This window comes from Cloacibacillus sp. An23 (assembly GCF_002159945.1).
In the GTDB taxonomy this organism is placed as follows: domain Bacteria; phylum Synergistota; class Synergistia; order Synergistales; family Synergistaceae; genus Caccocola.
Map to the genome: position 1 here is coordinate 121,118 of NZ_NFJQ01000007.1, position 23,608 is coordinate 144,725.

The following is a 23,608-nucleotide window of genomic DNA, read 5'->3' on the forward strand; positions in this document are numbered from 1 at the left end:
GCTCCGCCTGCCGCATAAAGCCGCTGTCCCGCCGCAGCGAGGAGTAAGATCGCTACGACGGCAGCTCGTCCAGATAATCCAGCAGCGGGTGCAGGAGCCCCGACTTTCGCATGGACTTTATCTCATCGAGCGAGGCCCAGCGCGCCTCCGTCACCTCTTCGGGCTGGAGCGCGAGCGAGGAAATCGGGACGGCGGCGCGGAAGAGCCACGCTTCGTAGAAATCCCGGTACTCGTCGCGGCGCGTTCTGTAAATCAGCCGGCCTTCGCGCGGCGCGAGGATTATGCCTAGCTCCTCGCGAACTTCGCGGACCGCGGCCTCGAGGCCGCTTTCTCCGGAGAGCGCGCCGCCGCCCGTGCATTCCCACAAATTCGGGAATTTCTTCGCGGGATGCCGCTTCGATATGATATACCGCCCGCGGCCGTCAGTTATCCACGCGCTGGCGGACAACGTGAAAAACCCGCGCGGCACGGCCTCGCCGCGCGTCATCGTCCCGCCCGTCCTTTTCCCGTTCCCGTCGTAAAGGTCCCAGATTTCCGCCATTTTTGTTTCACCGACTCGCTTTTTCGAGGTAGTTCGATAAATTACCGACGGATGAACTATAGCTCAGCCGCTTCGCCGGCGCAAGCTCGGCGCGGTTATTGTGATAAATTACAATAGAATGCGCCGTGACGCGCTGTTTTTATTTCTTTGAACAATTACCCCGCTCTTCTGCGTAAAAATTATTTTTATCGTTTTGCACAGCGATTTTTCGTGCGGCGCGATAGTAAAATATAATTTACTAAGATTCACTAAAATTTGCGGACGGGTTTGACGATGGGGATAAAAATAAATTTCGGCGGCGGTGTCTCGGCTTCCGCGGAGCGCGGCGTCGTTCTGAGGGCCGAGGGAATCGTAAAAAATTTCGGAAGCATTTCGGCGCTGCGCGGCGTGGACTTTACGGCGCGCGCTGGCGAGGTGTCGGCCATCGTCGGCGACAACGGCAGCGGGAAGAGCACTTTCATCAAAATCCTCTCGGGCAACATCGCGCCGGACGGCGGCGTCATAACGGTCGGCGGACGCGAATATTCGCGCCTCACGCCGAAGCTGTCGCTCGCGGCGGGGATTTCTACGGTTTACCAGGATCTTTCTCTCGACGACTACAGGGACGTGGCGGCGAACATTTTTCTGGGGCACGAGCTGACTTACGGCGGGGTCTTCCTGCGGAAGCGCAGGATGCGCGAGACAGCTGCCGCGCTGATAGAGGAGCTCGACATCGGCATCCCGGATATTACGCTGCCGGTCGGCTCTTTCTCGGGCGGGCAGCGGCAGGCCGTCGCGGTGGCGCGCGCGGTGTATCACGGGCGGAAGATAGTGATTTTCGACGAGCCTACCGCCGCGATGGGCGTGCGCGAATCGGCGGCGGTGCTGCGGCTCATAGGCGGCCTCGCCTCGCGCGGCATGGCGGTCATCATAATATGCCACAATCTCCATCAGGTCTTCGGCGTCGCGGATTCCGTCAGCGTCATGCGGCACGGCAGGATTCTGCGGACGGCGCGCACGTCTGAGACTTCGCGGGAAGACGTCGAACGCATGATAATGGAAGCGGACTATGTCGATTGACGGATTTCATAAATTTTTGAAGCGCGGCGGCGCGGAGGGGGCTTTTCAGCCGCTTCTGCTGCTCGTTGCGCTCGCGGTGATGGTGCTGGTCCTCAGCCTTTATTCGGACTTTTTCATGACGCGGCGCAACTGGCTGAACATACTGGACAACCACATGTCGCACCAGCTTCTGCTCGCGATAGGCATGACCTTCGTAATTTCGTCGGGCGGCATAGATCTGTCGTCCGGGGCGATACTCGCGCTCTCGGGCATCGTGCTCGCCTGCGCGCTCGGGGCCGGGGCCGGCGTGCCGCTCGCCGTCGCGGCGGCGCTCCTGTCCGCCGCGGCCATGGGCGCGTTCAACGGCCTGCTCGCCGCGAACTTTACGATAAACCCGCTCATCATCACGCTGGGCACGGCGTCGCTCTTCCGCGGCCTCGCGATAATCATAACGGGCGGCACGCCGATTTACGGCCTGCCGAAGGAATTTCTCGCGCTGACGCAGCCGTTTTTGTCCGTCCCGACGCCGGTCTGGATCTCCGCCGCCGCGCTCGTCCTCGCTCTCGTCGCGCTGAACTGCACGAAATGGGGGCTCTACACGCTCGCAGTCGGAAGCAACTGCGAGGCTCTGCGCCGCCTCGGCGTCAACGTCGCGGCGCACAAGGTCTCCGTCTACGCGGTCAGCGGCTTCCTCGCGGGGCTCGCGTCGCTGATAGTCGCGGCGCGCCTCTCCACGGCGGAGGCGACGGCGGGCGTTGGGATGGAAATGAGCGCGATAACGGCGGTCGTCATGGGCGGCACGCTGCTGAAGGGCGGCCGCGGCACGATTGCCGGGACGGCTGTCGCCTGCCTCATGCTGTCCGTGATACGCAACGGGCTGACGATGCTCAGCGTCAACGCCCATTATCAGGAATTTATCATCGGAGCGTTGCTCCTGGCGGCGGTGATAGCGACGGAGCTGAGACACAAAAAGCGCGCCGCCGCGGGAGCGCCGAAGATGAGAGAGAAAAAATAAAAAACGGGAGGAATTTTGCAATGGATGCGATGAAGAGATTCACGGCGGCGGCGCTGGCCCTCGTCACGGCGCTCGGCCTCGCGGCCGGCAGCGCGCAGGCGGCGCAGGAGAACGCGCGGGTGAAGGAAATCGAGAACACGCTGATGAAGCAGATAGGCGAGATGCCGAAGACGGGCGGCGGCGAAAAACTCGGCGCGCTCGTCATCTCTCTGACGAACCCCTACTGGGTCGGCATGAAGGACGCCTATATAGCCGCGGCGGAGCAGTACGGAGCGAACATCGAAGTCATGTCAGCGCCGACGGAGGGCGACAAGCAGTCGCAGCTCGAGACGCTCCAGGCAATGGCCCTCAAGGACTACAAGGCGATAGTCCTCTCCCCCATCGAGCCCTTCAACCTCCTGCCCGGCATAATCCAGTGCAACAAGAACGGAATCCCGGTCATAAACCTCGGCCCCGGAATCAACGTCGATAAGCTGAAAGAAATGGGCGGACATCTCGACGGCCGTCTGACCGTCGACTTCGCGCAGCAGGGCGAGCTGGCGGCGACGGACATGGCGCGGCGCATCGGCTCCGGCAAAGTCGCGATAATACAGGGCATCCCGGGCGCGGCGCAGAGCGAGGGACGCACCGCGGGCGCGAAGAAGGTATTCGAATCTACGAAGGGGATAGAGCTCGTCAGCGTCCAGCCGGCGAACTGGGACAGCACCGCGGCCTACAACGCCGCGCGCGACATCATGCAGGCGCACCCCGACCTTAAAGGCATATTCTGCTGCAACGACGTCATGGCGCTCGCCGCCTCGCGCGCGATAGCCGACGCCGGCGCGCAGGGCAAAGTGCTTCTCTACGGCGTGGACGGCACGGAAGAGGCCAAGGCCGCGATAAAAGACGGACGTATGCACGGCACGATAACCTATCCGTCGTCGGCCTACGCGAAGGCCGCAGTCCTGATGCTGCTCAAACTCGCGCAGGGCATGGAGATGAGCGAAACGGTTTTCTGCCCGCTCGACGTCATAAACACGGAAAACGCCGCCCAGTTCGATGGATATATGTAAGGAAAAGCCCGGCTTTCTCGTCGAAACCTGCCTGCTGACCTTCGGCCTCGCCTCGGTCGGCGAGGATGAGCTTGCGGAAAAATGGAGCGCCGCGGGCCTCGGCGAAGTTCGGCTCTGCTGGGTCGCGGACGGCGAGATAAAAGTCGGGACGATGGAAGAATACATACCGTTCCGCGCCTCGAAGCCGTGCGGCAAATTCTCCTTCGATATGCTCGACGCGGCGCTTTCGGACAAACTCTCCGGCGCGCTCACCGCTTCCGGCACGATGGCCGTATGCGCGCGCTTCGGCGTGCCCTGCGCCGTCTCCGCGGGAATAGGCGGGATAGGCGACGTCAAGGGCGAGGAGCTCTGCCCCGACCTTCCGGCGCTGCGCGGCCTGCCCGTGACGCTCGTCTGCACCTCGCCGAAAGACATGCTCGACATCCCCGCGACTATCGGCTGGCTGCGGAACGAAGGCGTCCGCACGCTCGGCTGCGGAAGCGCCGCATGCACCGGCTACGTCTTTAACGGCGAGCCGGTCGCGCTCGACGGCGTATGGAACGGCGAAAAATGCGCGCCGCGCACTCTGATACTCCGTCCGATAGCGCCGGAGCTGCGGCTCAAAGACCGCGAGATCCTCGCGCGCGCAGTCGCGGAGGGCAAAGAGGCGGAACGCGCCGGAAAATATTACCATCCGACAGTCAACGCGGCGCTTGACAGAATGTCCGGCGGCTATTCGTCTGACATACAGCTCGACGCGCTGATAGACAACGCGCGCTTCGCCGCGGAACTGACCGCGTAGCCTGAACGCCGCAAAAATTTCGGAAAAATCAAACGCCGCGGACGAGCCGAAAGGCTCGTCCGTATTCCCCAAGCGTCCGCGCGGCTTCGTGCGGCGCGGGGAAATTTCCTGAAGTTTGCGCCTTTCGCCGGACCGTACCGCCGCTGTGATCTTAGGGCTATATTAGTCAAATAAATTATACTCTTTTTATTCCATGACGCCGCTCCCATACAAGGGGGCCGGCGTCGTTATTTCATTTTTTGACGAACGCAGCGAGGCTGTCCAGTAGGCGGAAGTTGTTTTTCATGTAGAAGCTCTCCGCCGGGAAGCCGCGCCCGGCAATCAGGATTACGGCATTCATGCCGATGCGTTTCGCCTCTTCCTCGCCCATCGAGAGGAACAGGCCGCCGGCGCCGCGCCGCTGAAATTCGCGCGCAGCGCAGAACCGATCTGTCACGTACTCCATGCCGCCGGGCCGCGGCTTTTTGCGCCGGGGCACAGCCCCGCGGCCCTATCCCTGCGTGTCATGCCCCGGCCGGGAAAATAACTGTCTGCTATGTAGTTTCTGAAAAATTCCTCGACTTGGGCGCGCGGCCCGTATACGTCGTTTCACGGCTCGTGAGTGAATACTTCTATGAAAAGCCCGGCGTATTCGCCGAGCCTTTCCTCCGTCACCGGCGTCAGGACGAATCCCCCGCGCGCGCTTTCTTCCGTGATTTTCATAAGCTCCGCCACTTTTCAGAGAAACGGCGCGCTTCTCCGCCGCTCTCCGTAATTTTGTTTGTGCGTATAAAATCTGACGCTATTATTTCGTTTCGCTCCGAGAGACGAAAGCGCCGCGGCGAGTACGGCGGCTGCGCCGTCTTGCTTCCTGTGTGACGCGGCGCGCGGGGCGGCGAGTTTTATTGGATTTGATTATTTTAAAGTTAATTCTATATTTATATGTTTCTTCTAACTCTTTTGCATTGCTGTTCGTCTCTAACGTATTTTTAATATTTCGGTACTAATCTGGTAGGTATGGCGGGCTTTCGGACGCCGGCCGAAAAAATAAATCAAAGGCGGGTTCGGCTGATGTTGAGAGGTTCTGGTTTTTCTTCGCGCGGGAGGATTTTCTGTATCGCCGCAGCGCTTGCCGCGGTTCTGCTGTATCTCGCGCCGCTCGGCTCTTATCCGCTGATGGAGCCGGACGAGGGGCGCTACGCGGAGATTCCGCGCGAGATGATCGAGTCGGGCGATTACGTGACGCCGCGCCTCAATTACGTGAAGTATTTTGAAAAGCCCGCCCTGCTCTACTGGGCGAACGCGGCGAATTTCAAGATTTTCGGAGAGAACGAGTTCGCGGCGCGGCTCTTCCCCGCGCTATGCGCGCTCGGAGGCGCGGCCGTGACTGCGGCCTTCGGCGCGACGCTGTACGGGCGGCGCGCGGGGCTTATCGCAGGCGCCGTGACCGCCACGTCGCTGCTGTACTTCGTAGTCGGGACGCTGAACATAACGGATATGCCGCTGACCTTCTTCCTCACGCTCGCCTTCGCGTCGTTCTACGCGGCGCACGTGCGGCGCGAGCGGCGGCTGTACGCGCTGTTCTATCTCGCCTGTGCGCTCGCGGTGCTCGCGAAGGGACTCGTCGGCGTCGTGCTGCCCGGCGCTGTGATTTTTCTTTATATATTGATCACGCGCGAGTGGAAGCTCTTCGTCGAGCCGCTCTATCTCCCCGGGATAATCCTTTTCTTTGCGGTCTGCGCGCCGTGGTTCGTCATGGTCTGCCGCGAGAACCCGGACTTTTTCCATTTCTTCTTCGTCCAGGAGCATTTTCTGCGTTACACGACGAAGATGCACGGACGCTACGAGCCTTTCTGGTACTTCCTTCCGATGGTTCCCGCGGGGCTCGTTCCGTGGGCCGCTTTCCTTCCGCCGCTTCTTTCGCGGCGCAGCGTGCTGCGCTCGCCCGAGAGCGCGGAGCAGAAACGGGCAAACATATACTTGCTGCTCTGGTGCGGCGTGATCCTGCTATTTTATTCGATGTCCGACTCGAAGCTTATTCCTTATATAGTGCCGTGCCTTCCGCCGCTCGCGCTGCTTGCCGGCGCGGACGTGGACCGCATGGCCTCGACTGGGACGTGGCACGGCGGCGCGCTTTGGTGGCTCGCGGCGGAGGCCGTGCTGCTCGGCGGCGGGCTCGTCGCCGCGGCTTTGCTCTCGGGCGAATACGTGAACTCTTCGCAGGCTCTCGCTATCGTTCTGCGCGCCGTGCCCGCGATGCTCGCGATGCCGCTCGCGGTTTGGTTCTTCGGGCGTAAGGACGGCGGCGCGGCGGTCCGCGCGCTCGCGGTATGCGCGCTCGTCTTTATATGGGGGCTTCAGGGGCTGTACGGCGTCGTCGCTCCGACGCGCACGCTGAAGGACGCGGCGCAGGCCGTGAACGTGATGTACCGCGCCGGCGACACTGTAGCGGCCTACGACGAGATACTGCAGGGGCTTTCGTTCTACACCGGGCGGCGCGTCATGTGCGTCGCGGAGCGCGGCGAACTCGAGTTCGGCGCGTCGAAGCCGGAGGCCGAAGGATGGTTCCCGACGAAGGAAGGGTTCCTTGAAATGTGGAATTCGGGAGAGAAGAATTTCATCCTCGTCGTCGAGAAGGGCGGGCGTTTCGATTCGCTCTTCCCGGACGGGAGGACGGGGGCTTCGTCTATGGTCGAAGCCGGAGATTATTTGGTTTTGGTTAAGAGGAAGGACGTGGAATAGATGAGAGATACTTTCCTGCCGTTCGCGCGGCCCAGCGTGGACGAGGATGCGATAGCCGACATAGCCGATTCCGTTCGCAGCGGCTGGCTCGCGATGGGGCCGAAGACGCTGAAGTTCGAACAAACCTTCGCGGAATACACTGGCGCGCCCTACGCGCTCGCGGTCAACTCGGCGACGGCCGGGCTGCACTGCGCGCTTATGGCGCTCGGCGTGGGGCCGGGCGACGAAGTCATAACGACGCCGATGACCTTCGCGTCGACGGCGAACACGATAATCTTCACGGGCGCGAAGCCCGTATTCGCGGACATAGACCGCAACACTCGGGACATAACGCCGGAAAGCATAGAGAACGCCGTGACGAAGCGGACGAAGGCGATAGTCCCGGTGCATTTCGCTGGGCTGCCCTGCGACATGGACGCGATTGAGGAAATCGCGGAGCGGCACGGCCTCGCGATAGTGGAGGACGCGGCGCACGCTCTAGGCGCTTCGTACAAAGGACGCAAAATCGGCGCCCCGCGCGGAAAACGGCGCGCGGCGGTCTTCAGCTTCCACCCGACGAAAAACATCACGACGGGCGAGGGCGGCATGATATGCACCGGCGACGAAGAGATGGCGGAGAAAATTTCGGCTCTGCGCCAGAACGGCATGTCGAAGGGCGCGTGGAACCGCTACGGCGAAAAGGGAGACGCAGGCTACGACATACTCATGCCTGGACTGAAATATACGATGACCGACATACAGGCCGCGATAGGCAATTCGCAGATGAAGCGCCTCGCGGAGTTCAACGCGCGCCGCGCCGGGATCGTCCGCCGCTACATGACGGAGCTCGCGGACGTGCGCGGCCTCATACTGCCGCGCCGCGCGCCGTGGGAGTACGTCCATTCGTGGCACATCTTCACGCCGCTGATAGACGTCGCAGAGCTCGGCTTCTCGCGCGCGGAGTTCATGGCGCGCATGAAGCGGCTCAACATCGGCACGGCGCTGCACTATCAGGCGCTGCACCTGTTCCCCTGCTATGAAAGGCTGACGGGCGCGAAGCGCGGCTCGCTGCCGGAGGCCGAATACGTCTCCGAGCGCATCGTTTCGCTGCCGCTCTTCCCCGCGATGACCGACGCGGACGTGAGCGACGTGATCAAGGCCGTGCGCGAGGTCTGTTCGCGGTGAGTTCTCCGGAAATCTCCGTCGTCATACCGGTCTACAACGAGGAGGAGTCCCTGCCCTATCTCTTCGGCGAGCTGTACCCTGTGATGAGCGGGCTGGGCCGCAGCTTCGAGATAATCTTCGTCAACGACGGCAGCCGCGACCGCTCGCTCGAGCTGCTGAAAGATTTCTGCGCCTCGCACGAAGAGGCCGCTGTGATAGACCTCGGCGCGAACTTCGGGCAGCACATGGCGATAATGGCCGGCTTCGACTACGCGCACGGCGGCAAGATAATCACGCTCGACGCCGACTTGCAGAACCCGCCCGCAGAGATACCGAAGCTCGTCGCAGCGATGGACGAGGGCCACGACGTCGTAGGCACGTACCGCGTCGGGCGGCGCGACCCGATTTTCCGCAAAGTCGCCTCGCGCTGCGTCAACAAGATAACGAACAAAATCGCGAAGCTGCACATAAGCGACTACGGCTGTATGCTCCGCGGCTACGACCGCAGGATAGTGGACATAATCAACGCGAGCCGTGAAAGCACCACCTTCATTCCCGCGCTTGCGCAGAAGTTTGCGCACAACCCCGTCGAGATACCCGTCGCGCACCGCGAGCGCGCGCGCGGCGAATCGAAATACGGGCTGTTCCAGCTCGTGCGCCTCAACTTCGACCTGATGACGAGCTTTTCGCTCGTGCCGCTCCAGCTCGTGACGATGGCCGGGATGTTCTTCTCTCTGGCTTCCGTGCTTCTGCTGGCCTATATGTTCGTGCGCCGCATGTTCCTCGGCATAGAGGACTGGCAGACGTTCATAGGGCAGGCCTTCGAGGCCTTCGAGTTCATGCTCGCGAGCCTCACGCTCTTCTCGCTCGGGATAATCGGCGAATACATCGGGCGCATATACCGCGAGGTCAGCCGCCGCCCGCGCTACTCCGTGCGCGAAATCTACGGGAGGGGGAAAAACGAATGATGCGCCCGAGAACCGTAGTTTTCGCCTACAGCGAGGTGGGCGCGGCCTGCCTCGAGGAACTTATCAAAGACGGCGCGAACGTCGTCAAAGTCTACACTCACGAGGACGACCCGAACGAAACGATATGGTTCCGCTCCGTGCGCGAAATAGCGGAGCGCGCGGGCATCCCAGCCGCCGCGCCGGAAAAATTCGGCGAGGCGGAAATCGCGGAATTTGCGGCGCTCGGCACGGAGCTGCTTTTTTCCTTCTATTACAGGAAGCTCATTCCGCAGGCCGTGATAGATTCTCCGCGCCTCGGCGCTTACAACATGCACGGCGCTCTGCTGCCGCGCTACCGCGGGCGCGCCTGTATAAACTGGGCGGTGCTGAACGGCGAGCGCGAGACGGGCGCGACGCTCCACGTGATGACGGACAAGCCCGACGCGGGCGACATAATCGGCAGCGAGGCCGTCCCGATAGAAATCACTGACACGGCGCTCGACGTGTCGCTGAAAGTCGCGGAGGCGGCGCGCCGCGTGCTCTCGCGCGCTCTTCCGGCGCTCGAGGCGGGAACGGCGGAACGCCGCCCGCAGGACGAAGCCCGCGCGACCTACTTCGGGCGCAGGCGGCCCGAGGGCGGGCGCATAGACTGGAACAAAAGCGCCGTGGAAATCTACAACCTCGTGCGCGCGGTGACGCGCCCCTTCCCGGGGGCCTTCGCCTTCGCGGACGGAAAAAAATATTTTATATGGAAGGCCGCGCCCGAAGAGGGATCGGCGCAGCCCGGGAAAATCGTCAGCCGCGCGCCGCTGCTCGTAGGCGCGGGAAGCGGGCTGTTGCGCATAGACGAAATAGAGCCGGGCGCTCTTCCGGAAGGAGATTTTTTCGAATGAGGCTATTTGTGACTGGAATAAACGGATTCATAGGGACGCACCTGCTCGAGGCGGCGCTCGCCTCGACGGACTGGGAGATAAGCGGCCTCGACCTGTCGTCGTCGAACCTCGCGCCTTACGAAGGAAACTCGCGTTTTTCGTTCCGCGCCGGCGACATATTCAAAGACGACGAAATCCTCGAAGCCGAGATAATCAAGGCGGACGCGGTGTTGCCGCTCGCCGGCATAGCGAAGCCCGCCTATTACATAAAGCGCCCCGTATGGACCTTCGAACTGGACTTCGAGCAGAACCTGAAAATCGTGCGCCTCTGCGCAAAGCACGGGAAGCGCGTCATATTCCCCTCGACCTCCGAAGTCTACGGCATGAGCGAAGGCGAGCTGCGCGAAGACGAAAGCCGCCTCGTCGTCGGCCCCATATCCAAGACGCGCTGGATATACAGCTGCTCCAAGCAGATGATGGACCGCATGATATTCGCCTACGGGCAGGAGGCCGGCCTCAGCTTCTCGATATTCCGCCCCTTCAACTGGATAGGGCCGCGGCTCGACACCTTCCGCGACGCGGAGGAACGCACAGCGCGCTCCGTCACCCAGATGCTCTACGACATGGCGCGCCGCCGCAAAATAACCCTCGTCAACGGCGGGGCACAGCGCCGCAGCTTCACGTGGGTCGGCGACGGCGTCGAGGGGCTCATGGCGGTCATACGCAACGAAAAAGGCCGCGCCGAGGGCGAAATATTCAACATCGGCAACCCCGACAACAACTATTCGATGAAACAGCTCGCCGGGATGCTCATAGAAGAGGCGAAAAACTTCCCCGTCTTCCGCGAGGCCGCGGAAGCGGCGGAACTCGAAGTCATCCCCGCGACGGACTACTACGGCGCGAACTACGACGACATGGAAAACCGCGTCCCCTCCGTGCAGAAGATCGAGCGCCGTCTCGGCTGGAGGCCGAAGACCGGAATGCGCGAGATGCTGCGCCGCACGATAGCGTGGCACGCCGCGAACGAGGAAAGCGTCAAATGACGCGGCTCGCGATAAAGATAGACGTGGACACGCTGCGCGGCTACAAAGAGGGCGTCCCGCCGCTTCTCGGTCTTCTCAAAAAGCGCGGCCTGCGCGCGAGCATATTCTTCTCCTTCGGCCCGGACAATTCCGGCAAGGCGATAAGGCGCATATTCCGCCCCGGCTTCATATCCAAGATGATAAGGACTAAAGCCCCTTCGACATACGGCCTGCGCACGCTCCTTTACGGCACGCTGCTGCCCGCGCCGCTCATAGTCCCCTCCGCGCCTGAGATAGCGGCGCGCGCGGCGGACGAAGGCCACGACGTCGGCGTACACGCGTGGGACCACGTCTACGTGCAGGACAAACTGCCGGAAATATCGAAGGCGGAATTCCTGGAGCTCTTCGGCCGCGCGCGCGAACTCTTCGTGAAACTCTGCGGGCGCGAGCCTGCTTCCATAGCCGCGCCGGGCTGGCAGGTCTCGGCGGCGTCGCTCGAAGCCGAAGAAGAACTCGGGCTTTCCTACGCCAGCGACACGCGCGGACACTCGCCCTTCACGCCTGTCTGCGACGGCAGGAGCTACGCCGTCCCGCAGATTCCGACGACGCTGCCGACGATGGACGAGATACTCGGCCTGCCGGGAATCGACGACGAGACGCTGCCGAAGCGCTGGATAGAGATGATGGACAAGGAATGGAACGTGCTGACGATACACGCCGAGATGGAAGGGATCTCGAAGCTGGGAGTATTCGAACGCTTCCTCGACGTCGCGGAGGCGATAGGAACGGAGTTCATGACGCTCGCGGAATACGCCGAGGCCGCGCCGAAGCCGGAGCGGAAGATAATCGAAGGCAGCCTCCCCGGGCGCGCGGGGACTCTCGCCGTTGAAATGTGAGGGCGGACGTATGACTGACAAAATCTCGATAGCTCTGATACTCGCCGCCGCGATGACCAACGCGGCGGCAAGCAGCGTAATGAGGCACGCCTACGGCGGCGACGGCGCGATGCTCTCGGGCGGGATCGTAAACGCCGTGCTGCGGATAGCGTCGAACCCTCTGACGCTCGCCGGAATAGCGCTCTTCGGCGTCTCGTTCTTCTTCATGGCGGCGGCGCTCTCACGCTCGGAGCTGACCTTCGCCTATCCCCTAATGTCGGCGGTCGTCTATCTCGTGCTGCTCGCCGCCGGCTTTCTCATATTTCACGAAAAAATAACGGCCGCGAGGGTATGCGGTACGCTGCTCATCCTCGCCGGCATAACGGTACTGGCGAAAGGCTAGGTGGAAAAAATGAAAATATGCGTTGTCGGAACGGGCTACGTCGGCCTGGTCACCGGGGTGTGCTTTGCTGAAAAGGGGCACGAAGTGCGCTGCATGGACATAGACGAAGAGCGCGTCGCTAAGCTCAAACGGGGCGAAAGCCCTATATATGAGCCTGGGCTCGGCGAACTTCTGCGCGCGAATCTGGAAGCGGGCCGCCTCGGCTTCTCGTCGTCTATGAAGGAGGCCATCGAAGGCGCGCGCCTGTGCTTCATCGCGGTCGGCACGCCTCCCGCCGGCGACGGGAAGGCCGACCTCGCGCAGGTGCTCGCCGCGGCGGACGAAATAGCGGAGCACATAGGCCCCGAATGCCGCATAGTCGTGAAATCCACCGTCCCGGTCGGCACAGGCACGCTGCTCTGCCGCCGGATACGCCGTCATTTGAGTGAAAGAGGTTTGAAAAACATTGACCTTGAGATAATCTCCAACCCTGAGTTCCTTAAGGAAGGCATGGCGGTGCGCGACTGCCTGCACCCGGAGCGCGTCGTCGTAGGCGCCTCGTCCGACGCCGCGCGTTCGCTGATGCGCGAGCTCTATTCCTCTTTCGTGCCGGAGGAAAAGATACTGATGATGGACCCGGCCTCGGCGGAGATAACGAAATACGCGGCGAACGCGATGCTCGCTGCGCGTATCAGCTTTATGAACGAGATAGCGCAGCTCTGCGACAAAGTCGGGGCCGACGTGCTCTCGGTCAAAGAGGGCATAGCCTCCGACCGCCGCATCGGGAAATATTTCCTCAACGCCGGCTGCGGCTACGGCGGCTCGTGCTTCCCGAAGGACGTTGAAGCGCTCTGCTGCATAGGCGAAAGCCAGGGGCTGGATATGACGCTCGCCTCCGCGGTCGCCAAGGTCAACCGCAAGCAGAAAGAAAGGCTTCACATGATGATGCGCGCGCGATTCGGCTCCGACATGGAGGGCGTGTGCGCCGCCGTCATGGGGCTCGCCTTCAAGCCGGGCACCGACGACATGCGCGAAGCGCCGTCGCTGACGCTTATACGCGGCCTGGTAAACGACGGCGCGAAGGTGCGCGCCTACGACCCGGTCGCGGAGGGCGCGGCGCGCCGTCTGCTCCCCGCCTCGGTCCGCTTCGCGGGGAATCTGCGCGAGCTGCTGGAGGGCGCGGACTGCGCCGTCGTCGTCACCGAATGGCCGGAGTTCGGCGAAATCGACTGGGAAGCCGCGGGAGCCGCGATGCGCCGCAAAATCGTATTCGACGGACGCAACCTCTGCGACCCGGAAAAAATGAAAGCCCTCGGCTTTGAATACTACTGCATAGGGCGCAACATGCTCCCGTAGCGCGCCGTCCCATCGCGCGCGGTTACGCATAAAAAAGATTTCCGCCGCTCCTGCAAAATCACGGAGCGGCGGAAATCTTTTTCTAAAAAATGTATGTCGCCCAGCAAGTCTCCTGCGCCAGGTGAAACGGGGCGGGCCATGCGGGACTTCTGTCCCATGCCCGATATAGCCTCCGTGCTTCATTCAGCCTCGGTGCTGGGGATGGCTAGTGATGGAGATTCCGGCCAGAAGATTGCCTGAATGGCGTAAATGTTTGCTGTTTTAGTTAATTCACTATAAAAACGCGGACGGAGCTTCCGGCCCGCGTCCGCGTCTTTATATTTTTTGCGCCGGTTACTTCGCCGGCATCGTCAGTGTGAACACGCTGCCTCTGCCGATGAAGCTTTCGGCCTCTATCCGGGCGCCGTGCAGCGAGGCTATCTGCTTGACGAGCGACAGTCCTAGGCCGAGGCCGCCGCTCGAGCGCGATTTGTCGGCGCGGTAGAAGCGCTGCCATATCTTAGGCAGCTCCTCCGGCGGGATGCCGGGGCCGTTGTCTCCGACGGAAAGCGTTATGTCTTCGCCGTCGCGCGCGAGTTTGACGTGGACCTTGCCCCCGCCGTATTTGAAGGCGTTTTCTATTAAGTTCTCTATGAGGCGCGACATGAGCGGCACGTCTATTTCGGCGTATATGTCCGGCTCGATTTCGCGCGAGAGCTCTACGTCGTCCCGCACGGAGGACATTTCGCGGCAGACGACTTCCGCGAGTTCGCTTAGGTCGGCCCGCTCGAACGAGGGCTTCGCCGTCCCCTGCTCGAAGCGCGTGATGTTCAGGAGCAGGTTTATCAGCCGCGACATCTTCTGCGCCTGGCGCTCTATCGCGGCGACGCCGTTTTTGTAATCCCTTTCCGAAAGCCCGGCCTTGTCGAGCGCGGCGCACTGTGCGAGTATGACGGCGGTCGGCGTGCGCAGCTCGTGCGATGCGTCGGAGGCGAACTGCTTTTCGGCCTCGAACGAGCCTTCGAGGCGCGCCAGCATACCGTCGAACGCGGCCGCGATCTTATGTATTTCGTCGTCGCGCTTCGGAAGGCCGATGCGCAGAGAGAGGTCTCTGCCCTCGCCTATGGCGTCAGCCGCAGCTATCATCCTGTCCATCGGGCGGAAGGCGCGCCGCACTATCAGATAGCAGCCCAGGGACGCGGCGGCGACGAGCGCCGGAAGCAGGAAAAATGCGAGCTGGACCATCATTTCATGGAAATCGTCCTGTTCGGAGGCCGGCATGATGCCGCGCACCCAGATGCGTCCGCCGTCGGCGTACCGGTCGTAGACGTAGAAATCGCTCGACACGCCTTCGACCAACCGCGGCGGTCCCTCCGTGAGCGGCGTCGGGATAAAGCCGTCAGGCTCCGCGCCTGACAGCAGCTTCCCCGCGCGCGTGTAGACCAGCGTGTAGCTCCCCATAGAGAAAGGCTCGAACTCCTCGTCGAGCTCGAAGGCGACGTATCTCTCGCTCTCCTTATATTCGACGTATTCGGAGTTCCTGTTCACCGCGCGCGCGAGACGTTCCTGCGCCGTGCTGGAAAGCATGGAGCCGCCCATCTCTATTATGAAGCCGAGCGCCGCCGCCGTGACGAGCAGCGTCAGCGCCGAGAACCAGAGCGTTATACTCGCTTTGACGGAGAGGCGCCGCATGGCGTTATTGCGGTTCCTTTACCGACCAGCCGGCGCCGCGCGCCGTGTGGAGTAGCTTCGTGTCGAAGCCGTCGTCTATCTTGCGCCGCAGGTAGCTGATGTAGACGTCCACGACGTTGGAGCCGCCCTCGTAGCCGTAGCTCCAGACGTGGTTCTCTATCTTTTCGCGCGACAGCACCGTCCCTTTGTTGCGCATCAGCAGCTCGAGCACGGCGAACTCGCGCGCGGAGAGATTTATCTCCTTTCCGCCGCGCGTCACCTTGTGGGCGGCCGTGTCGAGCGTCAGGTCGCCCACCGTGAGCACGGGGTTTTTAGTAGTCGAGTATTTGCGCGTTATCGCCCGCACGCGCGCGAGCAGCTCGCGGAAGGCGAACGGCTTCACGAGGTAGTCGTCCGCGCCGTCGTCGAGCCCCGCGACTCTGTCGTCCACGCCGTCGAGCGCCGTCAGGAAGAGCACTGGCGTCGATATGCCGCGCGCGCGCATCTCGCGCACCACCTCGCGCCCGCTTTTGCCCGGCATGAGTATGTCCAGCACAGCCGCGTCGTACTCTGTGCTGTCTATGTAGTCCATCGCGTCCGAGCCGTTGAAGCAGCGGTCTACGGCGTATCCCGCGTCTTCGAGCGCCTCTGCGATGAGCCTGTTCAAATCCTTTTCGTCTTCAGCGACAAGTATCCGCATTTGTTATGCACCTTCTGTAAACGAAAGCGGGGGATGCCGCGCAGCCGCCCCCGCTTTCACTATGTAACGCCGCCGGGGCCGCGGTTAGTAGTCTATCTCCCAAGATAAAAATTCGCCGCTGCGGGCGTCTATGTCGAACTTGTACTCTTTCAGGCCGTGGAATATGACGCCTTTATACTTCGCGGTCCGGCTTTTTTCGCCGCGGTCGAGCCTGAGCTTTTTAACGTCGCTCGGCTGCGCGCCCGGTACCTTCGCTAGAGCCGCGGCCACAGCCTTGTCTTCGCCGATGAACCCCTTCTCGTCTCCGTAGACGGGTTCGCGCCCTATCTCCTGCGAGAATCCTGTCACTATGCCGTTCACGGCGTCTATCTCGTACTTGAATTCATTGTCTCCCGCGTAGAAATGAAGCTTGTATTCCGAGCGCCCGTTTCTTTCTTTATCGAATTTCAGCTTCTTGAACTGCGTCTGCCCCGCTTCGAGCCCCGCGTGTTTGAGCGCTATGTCGATTGCCTGCTGCTCCGTGATCTGCGCCGCCTCCGCGCCGGCGGCCGCCGTGATTAACGCAGCCGCGGTCAGAATCCCCAAATGTTTTTTCATCGCCGCTTGCCCCCCTTGATTGATACGGACGGACTGAATCTCTGCAGCCGTTCTGCTTTTAAGTATAGGGATTGGGGATTAGAAAAACATTAAGGACCGCGCCGCGAAATAAAGAGGCCGGCGAAGCGCCGGCCCTATGGTCTCTTTATTCCGTTCTAGTCTATCTCCCACGAGACTATCTCGCCCGTGTCCGCGTTGATCTCGAACTCGTATTCCCTGAAGTTGTAGAATATCTCGCCCTCGTAGAGCCTCATGCCGTCGTCGTAGTCGATCTTGAACTTGCGGATGTGGTTCATCGTCGCGCCGGGGACTCTCGCGAGCGCTATCTCTTTGGCCTTCTGCTCGCTTATGCCCTGTCCTCCCTGCGGGGCCGCCGCGCCGCCGTTGTTCTGGAGCGGGGCTACCATGTGCTCCTCGCGCGAGAACTGACGTATCTGTCCCGTCGCCGCGTCTATGTCGTAGTCGTACTCCGTGCTGCCTACGTAGAACTCAAGCTCGTACTCCACGCGCCCGAAGTCTCTGTCTATCTTCATTTTTGTGAACTGCGCCTGATCGGCCGCGACGCCCGCGTGCTTGAGCGCTATATCCTTAGCCTGCGCTTCGGTAATCTGCGCCGCGTAGGCCGACATCGCCGTGATTCCGAAAACAACCGCTATAGCCGCTACCAATCCTACGAATTTCTTCATTCCAGTTCCTCCTCGTATATTTGCGATTTCTTATCCGAAATCTTTATGCTATAAGTATAGCCGAGAAATATTAGAAAATCATTAGAAAAATTTAGGCCGGGAAAAATCTCTTCGCGCGTGAGAGCACGCGCCGCGCCCTCAGTTTACCGGCACGCCCAGCAGCGCGTAGACGAGCGCGCCGGCGGCGCCGCAGCCGAGGATCGCCGTGACGGGGCCTATTTTTTTCTTTCTCAGCAGGAAGAGCGCCGCCAGCGAGAGAGCCACGGCGATGCCGTTCGTGCTGCGCAAGGATATGCGCGATACGCCGCCCCACCACGCTATGCCGGTGAGCGACACGGCCGCGGCTATCACCATCGCGGCGACCGCGGGGCGCAGCCCCTTGAGCACGCCCTGGACGCCGCCCGTTCCGCGGCATTTGTAGTAGAGGCGCGCCATTATCAGCACGACGGCGAGGGCTGGGAGGACGTAGGCCGTCGTGGCGAGGATCGTGCCCGGTATGCCCGCCGTCCTCGTGCCGACGAAGGAGGCTATGTTTATGCCGAGCGGCCCCGGCGTCATCTCGGCTATCGAGATTATGTCGGTGAACTCCGCGTTGGTCAGCCAGCCGCGCAGCGTGACGACGCGGCTGCGTATCAGCTCCATCGAGGCGTAGCCGCCGCCGAAGCTGAACGCGCCAAGAAGCAGGAAGGTTTTGAAGAGCTGCCAGTATATCACGCCGCGCTCCCCTTTCTCGCGCCGAGGAAGGCCGCAGCGCCGCCTATGACGCCGCAGACGAGCAGTATCGCTATTATGTCGATATGGAAAATCACCGCCGCCGCGGAGGCTCCCGCGAGCATCGCGACGGACAGCGGCTTTCTGTCCTTCAGCACGCCGCCCGCCATCGTCGCGCCGACGTTTATCATCACCGCCGCGACGCCGGCCTGCATCCCCTTCAGCAGGAGCGCGACCACCGTGCTGCTTCGGAACTGCGCGTAGAACATCGAGATGACGGTGAGTATCAGCATCGGAGGCAGTATCGTGCCGATCACCGTCAGCAGCGCGCCCGCCGTCCCCGCGACGCGGTAGCCTATTATTATTGAGGCGTTGACCGCCATCACGCCGGGGCAGGACTGCGCTATCGCGACCATGTCCATCACCTCGTCCTGCTCTATCCAGCGGAGCTCCTCGACGAATTTCTGCTGGAGCATCGAGATTATGACCATGCCGCCGCCGAAGGTGCAGGCGCTGATTATGAAGCAGGTCTTAAAAAGCGTCCACAGCTTGTGCGCGCCTCGGGCTTCCTCTCCGCGCCCGGGGCTTTCGTTTTTTTCTTCTTCCATAGGGACGGCTCCCCTTCCGTTGATTCGTGTTGCCGCGCGCCGCGCGCTCATCTATAATCGGAGCGGCGGCGTTTGCCGCTTTTTCCTTATGATTGTAGCCGTCCGCCGCGCAAGATTCCAATACAGTTTTTCCTATGCGCCATCGGACGAGCCTATGAATGGAGTGACCGCCGTGACACTGCTTCAGCTTAGGTATTTCATCCGCGTCTGCGCCTGCGGCGGTTTCACGCAGGCCGCGCGTGAGCTGCGCGTATCGCAGCCCAGCGTCTCCGAGGCGGTCAGGAGCCTCGAGGACGAGTTCGGCATGGAGCTGCTTGAGCGTAACAGCCGCGGCGTCGTCCCGACGGCGGACGGCGAGGCCTTCCGGCGCGAGGCGGAGAGGCTCGTCGAAGAGGCCGAGGCGTTCGAGCGCAGGATGCTCGCCCTCGCGGGGACGGCGCGGACGCCCAGGCTCGGCGTTCCTCCGATGCTTGAGACGCTCGTCTTTCCGTCGCTGCTCGCGTCCTACCGCCGGCTGTACCCGTCGTGCTCGATAGAGGCGGTGGAGAACGGCACCGTCACGAACCTCGAGATGGTGCGGCGCGGACTGCTCGAGGCCGCCGTCGCATCGTCGGCGGACGGGGCCCCGCCAGAAGGCTGCGGCGTGCTTGAGCTTTGCCGTACGAGACTGGCCCTCTATCTCCCGTCGCGCCATCCGCTCGCGCGGCGCGAGTCCGCGAGCCTCGCCGAAGGCGCGGAGCTGCCGCTCATCATGCTCGCATCGGACACATTCCTCTCGCGCTTCGTCGAGGAGCGCTGCGCCGCCTCGGGGACGGAGCCGCGCGTGATCATGCGCACGAACCAGCTCGAGGCGATACGGCGCATGATAGAGGAAGGCACAGCCGCGGCGTTCCTATACGAGGGCGTGCTGCCGCCGTCGGAGAAAATACGCTGCCTGCCAGTGCGCGGCCTTCCGCCGGTCTCGACGCTGCTCGTATGGAAGCGGAGCGGACGCCTCACGGCCTCGCTGCGCGGCCTGCTGCGCGCCGCCGCCGAGGCTTTCCCCGATTCGCGCGAAGCCGCGCCTCTCTCACAAAAATCACATAACGAGATGATACAATAACGCCGTCATAAAAAAGAAACGGCGGGATAAAAGGAGCCGGTAAAAATGGCTGAAAACAAACGTATATATCTGATGCGCCACGCGAAGCCCGAGCTGCCCTTCGGCGGGCGCGTCTACTACGGAAGGACGGACTATCCGCTCTCGGAAGAGGGGCGCGAAGCCGCCTCTAGGGTCGGGGCGTTCCTGCGCGGCAGGATAAAGTTCGACGCGCTATACACGAGCGGCATGAAGCGCGCCGTCGAGACGGCCTCGCTCGTCGTCCCGGAAATGGAAGGGACGGCCGTTCCGGAGCTGCGCGAGATCGACCTAGGAGAATGGGACGGACGCTCCTACGACGAGGTGCGCGACCAGTTCCGCGAAATATACGAAAAACGCGGAATGAAATTCGCCAGCACCGCCCCGCCGGGCGGCGAGACCTTCGAGGAGCTCCAGCGCCGGGCTGTGCCCGCCTTTGAGAAGATACTCGCGGCTCACGAAAGCGGCAACATCCTGATAGTCGCCCACGGCGGCGCGATATGGAGCATAACGGCGCGCCTCTTCGGCCTCGACCTCAACGACATGTTCTTCTTCGCGCTCGACTACTGCGGCATCAGCGTCGTAGAGCCATCCTGCGGAAGAATGCGCCTCGTGAGATACAACTGGACGCCGGAGGCCGAACGGCTGTAGCGGCGAAACGAAAAGAGGTAAAAATATGAAGAAAAGAACCGGCGGCGCGGCGGTGGCGCTCGTCGCCGTGATATCCATAGCCCTGCTCGCCTCGGCGGCGTGGCTCGGGGCCGGGGCCGTGAAACGGCGCGGCCTCGAAAAGGGGACGGAGGCGCTTGCGGCCGGCGACTACGCGCAGGCCGCGGCGTATCTTGAGCGCGCGGAGAAATTTTCGCTGCGCGCGGACGCGGCCGTGCTGACGGCGCTCGGCGAGGCGCGCGAGGGGCTGGGCGACGGAGCGGCGGCGAAAGAATGCTATTCCCTCGCGGTCAAGGCCGACGGCGCCCACGCGAAGGCCAGATATAAGCTCGCCATGATATATATAAAGGAGAAGAATTTCGAAGCCGCGCGCAGCGAGGTCGCCGCGCTCGAAAAGCTCGGCACCGGCGAGGCCGCGGGATACGCCCGCGAGCTGAAGAAGGAAGTCCAGCTCGGCTCCGTCAAGAGCATATTCGACGGCATTGTGGACAAAGTCCTGCCGGAGCTCGGCTTCGGCGACAAACCGGCGGAATCGGGGGACGCGCGGTGAAGCGGCTTCTGCGTTCCGCGCTCGCCGCGCTGATGCTCGCCGCGGCGCTTGCCGCCGCGCCCGCCTGCTTCGCCGGAGAGCCCGAGGTCATCGACAACAAAAAGACGGTGCTGCATAAAAATTTCTTCGACATCCCCGTCGCCATCGTGCCCAAAATGGGCTATAACTTTGAGAAAATCGAAAACGGCGTAGTAGACAAAAAGAAAAAAGTCTCGCTCGAGGGCTCGCTGCTGCACATGTCCTACTCGCGCCTGCTCGACGAAATCTCCAACGACGCGCTCAAAAAAGGCAACATGGAGGTCAAGTCGCGCTACTCCTTCATATGGAACGGGAGCCGCGCCGAGCTGATGAAAATATTCGCGGAGGGCCACGGCGCGACCATCGGCAAATGGGTGCTCATCGTGGACAGAGGCGCGGACAAATGCTGGATGGTAAGCGGCTCCTACAACGCGAAGGACATGACCTCGGCGCAGTTCGTGCTCGACATGATACGCAGCGCGTGGTGGGAGAACGGCGCGGAGGAAAGCTCCGGCTGGCCGCTCTACGGCGGCGTCGATCCGGAAGGCACGCCCTTTCGTCTGGCCGGCTTCCGCCAGGACGCGCTGATATACACGAAGGACGGCAAAATACCGACGCAGGCCTCCGACCATGCCCTATTCGTCGTATCCTCGGCGGCGCGCGAATTTATAGCGCCGGAGAAACGCGCTGAATTCGCCCTGCGCGAGATAAAAAACGTAGAACGCGGAGCCGAGCTTGAAATAATATCGCAGACGGAAGAAACGATAGGCGGCGTCCCCGCCGTCGTGATAACGGCGCGGACGAAGGACGAGGCGCGCGCGCTCATATACCAGACCGCGCTCTTCCACAGCCAGCGCGTCACGATGCTCGTCGGCATAGCGCGCGGAGACGCGGATGCGAACCTAGCGCTATTCCAGCGCCTCGCCGCGACATACAACGAAAGCCCGACCGCGAAAAACGACGCGCTGCGCCGCCTTCACCTCACGGCGCGCGGCGGAACGGCGACCTAAAACGCGGCATCGCCGTCCGGAGCCGCCTTCGCGGTTCCGCCGCCATAGACTGCGCCGTGCTGATAAGTGAAACAGATGAAATATAAAAACAGGCGATAAAACTGCCGCAAGACGAAAAACGAGAAAGGAGCGGAAAAATGAAAAAAATAATATCGGCCATACTGGTACTGCTGATGTTTTCCGGCGCGGCCTTCGCAAACCCGGGCCCGCCGCCGAGACCGCCGCGCGGCGGCCCTGCGAGAGGCCCCGCGCCGCGTCCGATGCCCCCGAGGCCCGGCCCGCGCCCGGGACACACGCCGCCGCACATGCGCCCCGGCGGGCCGCCAGGCGCGCACAGGCCGCCGCGTCCGATGCCTCCAAGGCCGGGCGTGAAGCCCGGCCCGCCGCCAGGCATACACAGGCCGCCGGGGCCTCCGCACCCCGGCATAAACCGGCCTCCGCGCCCTATGCCTCCGAGACCGGGCATAAGACCGGGCGGGCCGCCGTCCCGTCCGATGCCGCCGCGCCCCGGACACCCCGGGCCGCGTCCGCTTCCGCCGAGACCTCCGGTGCGTCCGGGCCACATGCCGCCGCCTCCGCCCCCGCCGCCGCGCTACTACCATAGGTATCACCACTGGCACGACGACTGGTTCATAAGCGGACTCGGCATAGGGCTCATAATAGGCGCGCTCTCGAACTCCGGCGGCGGCTACAGCTCCGGCGAACGCGACTACGCGCGCCGCGCCGAGGAAGTGCGAAAGGCCGCGCGCGAGACCGCGGAGCAGCAGGGCAGGCACCTGATCGAGATAATAGAGAGGATAGGCCCGCAGCCGGCGCTCTACGAGCTCAACGAATACTGGCAGGCGCAGGGACAGACGACGGCCCTCGATACGAGCGACCCGATGCGTTCGCTCAAGGTATCGGGCTTCCAGGAAAACCTGACGATAGTCTACTGGATAGACCGCACGCTGGAAAAGGCGACCGTGACGGTCACGGCCCCAGCCTACAACGTCTCTGAAAGCGTCAGCGAGCGCTACCGCTGGAACGAACCCGCCGCGCTGCCCGCGACGGCTCCGCCGCATGCGCTCCCGGTTAAGTCTCCGGCCTCCGGCGGCGCTGAGCTCGGAAGCGCCTTCAAGCGCCTCGGCTTCACGCTGTCAGAAGACGCGCGCACGCCGCAGGGCTATCTGGTGATCCAGAGCGTCGTCCCGGCGACAGCCGCGGCATACGCCGGAGTGAAGAAGGGCGCTGCGCTCACGGCGATCGACGGCAACAGCACCGCGCAGGTCAGCGTGGAACAGCTCTGCGCCTTCATAGACCGCCGCGCCTCCGTCGGAGCCGCAGTGAAAATAACCGTCTCCGAGAACGGAAAGGAGAGAAGCGTGAGACTCCAGCTCTAGGCGAAATTGCGAAAAAGCCTTGCGCCGAAAGCCGCTCTCATGGTAGACTAACAGACGCGGATACGGACCCGTAGCTCAGATGGATAGAGCGACTGCCTCCTAAGCAGTAGGCCATCGGTTCAATTCCGGTCGGGCCCGCCATAATGAAAAGAAAGCCGCTCGGTATAA

At 62.3% G+C, this 23,608-nt stretch carries 26 protein-coding genes and 1 tRNA gene; 18 read left to right on the top strand and 9 right to left on the bottom strand.

Annotated elements, in window-relative coordinates:
- Nucleotides 1–52: 52 nt before the first annotated feature.
- Complete coding sequence (locus tag B5F39_RS08275) at nt 53–541, bottom strand: NUDIX domain-containing protein (RefSeq protein ID WP_087365871.1); 489 nt, start codon at nt 539–541, stop codon at nt 53–55.
- 273 nt (nt 542–814) lie between these two features.
- Here B5F39_RS08275 and B5F39_RS08280 point away from each other — a divergent pair, with 273 nt between their 5' ends.
- The 4 genes from B5F39_RS08280 to B5F39_RS08295 are packed head-to-tail and all read left to right on the top strand — an operon-like array spanning nt 815 to nt 4,427.
- Nucleotides 815–1,600, top strand: a complete 786-nt coding sequence (locus B5F39_RS08280; protein ID WP_087365873.1) for an ATP-binding cassette domain-containing protein — start codon at nt 815–817, stop codon at nt 1,598–1,600.
- Nucleotides 1,590–2,594: an ABC transporter permease gene (locus tag B5F39_RS08285; RefSeq protein WP_087365876.1), complete on the top strand. Its 1,005-nt coding sequence runs from the start codon at nt 1,590–1,592 to the stop codon at nt 2,592–2,594. Before B5F39_RS08280 ends, B5F39_RS08285 begins: the two co-directional genes overlap by 11 nt.
- 20 nt (nt 2,595–2,614) lie before the next feature.
- On the top strand, nt 2,615–3,646 hold the full coding sequence (locus B5F39_RS08290) for a substrate-binding domain-containing protein (RefSeq protein WP_087365879.1): 1,032 nt from the start codon (nt 2,615–2,617) through the stop codon (nt 3,644–3,646).
- Entirely contained in the window at nt 3,633–4,427 is a 795-nt protein-coding gene (locus B5F39_RS08295; protein ID WP_087365883.1) for a pseudouridine-5'-phosphate glycosidase, read from the top strand. The genes B5F39_RS08290 and B5F39_RS08295 overlap by 14 nt, the downstream gene beginning before the upstream one ends.
- Before the next feature lie 232 nt (nt 4,428–4,659).
- Here the strand turns inward: B5F39_RS08295 and B5F39_RS08300 are convergent, their stop codons facing one another.
- Both B5F39_RS08300 and B5F39_RS14660 read right to left on the bottom strand, forming a co-directional pair.
- Entirely contained in the window at nt 4,660–4,872 is a 213-nt protein-coding gene (locus B5F39_RS08300) for a GNAT family N-acetyltransferase (RefSeq protein WP_087365886.1), read from the bottom strand.
- A 143-nt stretch (nt 4,873–5,015) separates the two neighbouring features.
- Nucleotides 5,016–5,141: a hypothetical protein gene (locus tag B5F39_RS14660; protein WP_255376021.1), complete on the bottom strand. Its 126-nt coding sequence runs from the start codon at nt 5,139–5,141 to the stop codon at nt 5,016–5,018.
- A 336-nt stretch (nt 5,142–5,477) separates the two neighbouring features.
- Between B5F39_RS14660 and B5F39_RS08305 the strand changes: the two genes are divergently transcribed.
- The 8 genes from B5F39_RS08305 to B5F39_RS08340 are packed head-to-tail and all read left to right on the top strand — an operon-like array spanning nt 5,478 to nt 13,745.
- Complete coding sequence (locus B5F39_RS08305) at nt 5,478–7,148, top strand: glycosyltransferase family 39 protein (RefSeq protein ID WP_158095992.1); 1,671 nt, start codon at nt 5,478–5,480, stop codon at nt 7,146–7,148.
- A complete protein-coding gene (locus tag B5F39_RS08310; RefSeq protein ID WP_087365892.1) occupies nt 7,149–8,312 on the top strand; it encodes a DegT/DnrJ/EryC1/StrS family aminotransferase in 1,164 nt (387 codons plus the stop codon).
- Entirely contained in the window at nt 8,309–9,259 is a 951-nt protein-coding gene (locus tag B5F39_RS08315; protein WP_087365894.1) for a glycosyltransferase, read from the top strand. The genes B5F39_RS08310 and B5F39_RS08315 overlap by 4 nt, the downstream gene beginning before the upstream one ends.
- The gene (locus B5F39_RS08320; protein ID WP_087365897.1) at nt 9,256–10,131 is read left to right on the top strand and encodes a formyltransferase; all 876 of its coding nucleotides are present in this window, start codon (nt 9,256–9,258) and stop codon (nt 10,129–10,131) included. Before B5F39_RS08315 ends, B5F39_RS08320 begins: the two co-directional genes overlap by 4 nt.
- Nucleotides 10,128–11,153 (top strand): bifunctional UDP-4-keto-pentose/UDP-xylose synthase, encoded by a 1,026-nt coding sequence (locus tag B5F39_RS08325; protein ID WP_087365899.1) that lies wholly within the window; start codon nt 10,128–10,130, stop codon nt 11,151–11,153. The genes B5F39_RS08320 and B5F39_RS08325 overlap by 4 nt, the downstream gene beginning before the upstream one ends.
- The gene (locus B5F39_RS08330; protein ID WP_087365903.1) at nt 11,150–12,028 is read left to right on the top strand and encodes a polysaccharide deacetylase family protein; all 879 of its coding nucleotides are present in this window, start codon (nt 11,150–11,152) and stop codon (nt 12,026–12,028) included. Before B5F39_RS08325 ends, B5F39_RS08330 begins: the two co-directional genes overlap by 4 nt.
- A gap of 10 nt (nt 12,029–12,038) precedes the next feature.
- The gene (locus B5F39_RS08335; protein ID WP_087365906.1) at nt 12,039–12,410 is read left to right on the top strand and encodes a hypothetical protein; all 372 of its coding nucleotides are present in this window, start codon (nt 12,039–12,041) and stop codon (nt 12,408–12,410) included.
- Nucleotides 12,411–12,419: 9 nt separating this feature from the next.
- Nucleotides 12,420–13,745 carry a UDP-glucose/GDP-mannose dehydrogenase family protein gene (locus B5F39_RS08340; protein ID WP_087366106.1) on the top strand — a complete coding sequence of 442 codons (1,326 nt, stop codon included), beginning with the start codon at nt 12,420–12,422 and terminating at the stop codon, nt 13,743–13,745.
- Between the two features lie 333 nt (nt 13,746–14,078).
- On the opposite strand, the gene B5F39_RS08345 is transcribed toward B5F39_RS08340, so the two are convergent.
- The 6 genes from B5F39_RS08345 to B5F39_RS08370 form a co-directional block, all read right to left on the bottom strand.
- The gene (locus B5F39_RS08345) at nt 14,079–15,416 is read right to left on the bottom strand and encodes a HAMP domain-containing sensor histidine kinase (protein ID WP_087365909.1); all 1,338 of its coding nucleotides are present in this window, start codon (nt 15,414–15,416) and stop codon (nt 14,079–14,081) included.
- Between the two features lie 4 nt (nt 15,417–15,420).
- The gene (locus tag B5F39_RS08350) at nt 15,421–16,095 is read right to left on the bottom strand and encodes a response regulator transcription factor (RefSeq protein WP_087365912.1); all 675 of its coding nucleotides are present in this window, start codon (nt 16,093–16,095) and stop codon (nt 15,421–15,423) included.
- 84 nt (nt 16,096–16,179) lie between these two features.
- The gene (locus tag B5F39_RS08355) at nt 16,180–16,692 is read right to left on the bottom strand and encodes a PepSY domain-containing protein (protein ID WP_087365915.1); all 513 of its coding nucleotides are present in this window, start codon (nt 16,690–16,692) and stop codon (nt 16,180–16,182) included.
- A 155-nt stretch (nt 16,693–16,847) separates the two neighbouring features.
- On the bottom strand, nt 16,848–17,378 hold the full coding sequence (locus B5F39_RS08360; protein WP_087365918.1) for a PepSY domain-containing protein: 531 nt from the start codon (nt 17,376–17,378) through the stop codon (nt 16,848–16,850).
- Between the two features lie 138 nt (nt 17,379–17,516).
- Nucleotides 17,517–18,092: a chromate transporter gene (locus B5F39_RS08365; protein WP_087365921.1), complete on the bottom strand. Its 576-nt coding sequence runs from the start codon at nt 18,090–18,092 to the stop codon at nt 17,517–17,519.
- Nucleotides 18,089–18,697 (bottom strand): chromate transporter, encoded by a 609-nt coding sequence (locus B5F39_RS08370; RefSeq protein ID WP_087365924.1) that lies wholly within the window; start codon nt 18,695–18,697, stop codon nt 18,089–18,091. Before B5F39_RS08370 ends, B5F39_RS08365 begins: the two co-directional genes overlap by 4 nt.
- Nucleotides 18,698–18,860: 163 nt before the next feature.
- Here B5F39_RS08370 and B5F39_RS08375 point away from each other — a divergent pair, with 163 nt between their 5' ends.
- From B5F39_RS08375 to B5F39_RS08400, 6 genes are all read left to right on the top strand, one after another.
- Complete coding sequence (locus tag B5F39_RS08375; protein ID WP_158095993.1) at nt 18,861–19,799, top strand: LysR family transcriptional regulator; 939 nt, start codon at nt 18,861–18,863, stop codon at nt 19,797–19,799.
- Nucleotides 19,800–19,844: 45 nt separating this feature from the next.
- The gene (locus B5F39_RS08380) at nt 19,845–20,465 is read left to right on the top strand and encodes a histidine phosphatase family protein (RefSeq protein WP_087365929.1); all 621 of its coding nucleotides are present in this window, start codon (nt 19,845–19,847) and stop codon (nt 20,463–20,465) included.
- A gap of 25 nt (nt 20,466–20,490) precedes the next feature.
- Nucleotides 20,491–21,033 carry a hypothetical protein gene (locus B5F39_RS08385; protein ID WP_087365933.1) on the top strand — a complete coding sequence of 181 codons (543 nt, stop codon included), beginning with the start codon at nt 20,491–20,493 and terminating at the stop codon, nt 21,031–21,033.
- Complete coding sequence (locus B5F39_RS08390) at nt 21,030–22,061, top strand: hypothetical protein (RefSeq protein WP_087365936.1); 1,032 nt, start codon at nt 21,030–21,032, stop codon at nt 22,059–22,061. The genes B5F39_RS08385 and B5F39_RS08390 overlap by 4 nt, the downstream gene beginning before the upstream one ends.
- A 446-nt stretch (nt 22,062–22,507) precedes the next feature.
- Nucleotides 22,508–23,440 (top strand): PDZ domain-containing protein, encoded by a 933-nt coding sequence (locus B5F39_RS08395; protein WP_143330698.1) that lies wholly within the window; start codon nt 22,508–22,510, stop codon nt 23,438–23,440.
- A 64-nt stretch (nt 23,441–23,504) separates the two neighbouring features.
- A tRNA-Arg gene (locus tag B5F39_RS08400) sits at nt 23,505–23,581 on the top strand.
- Nucleotides 23,582–23,608 lie beyond the last annotated feature (27 nt).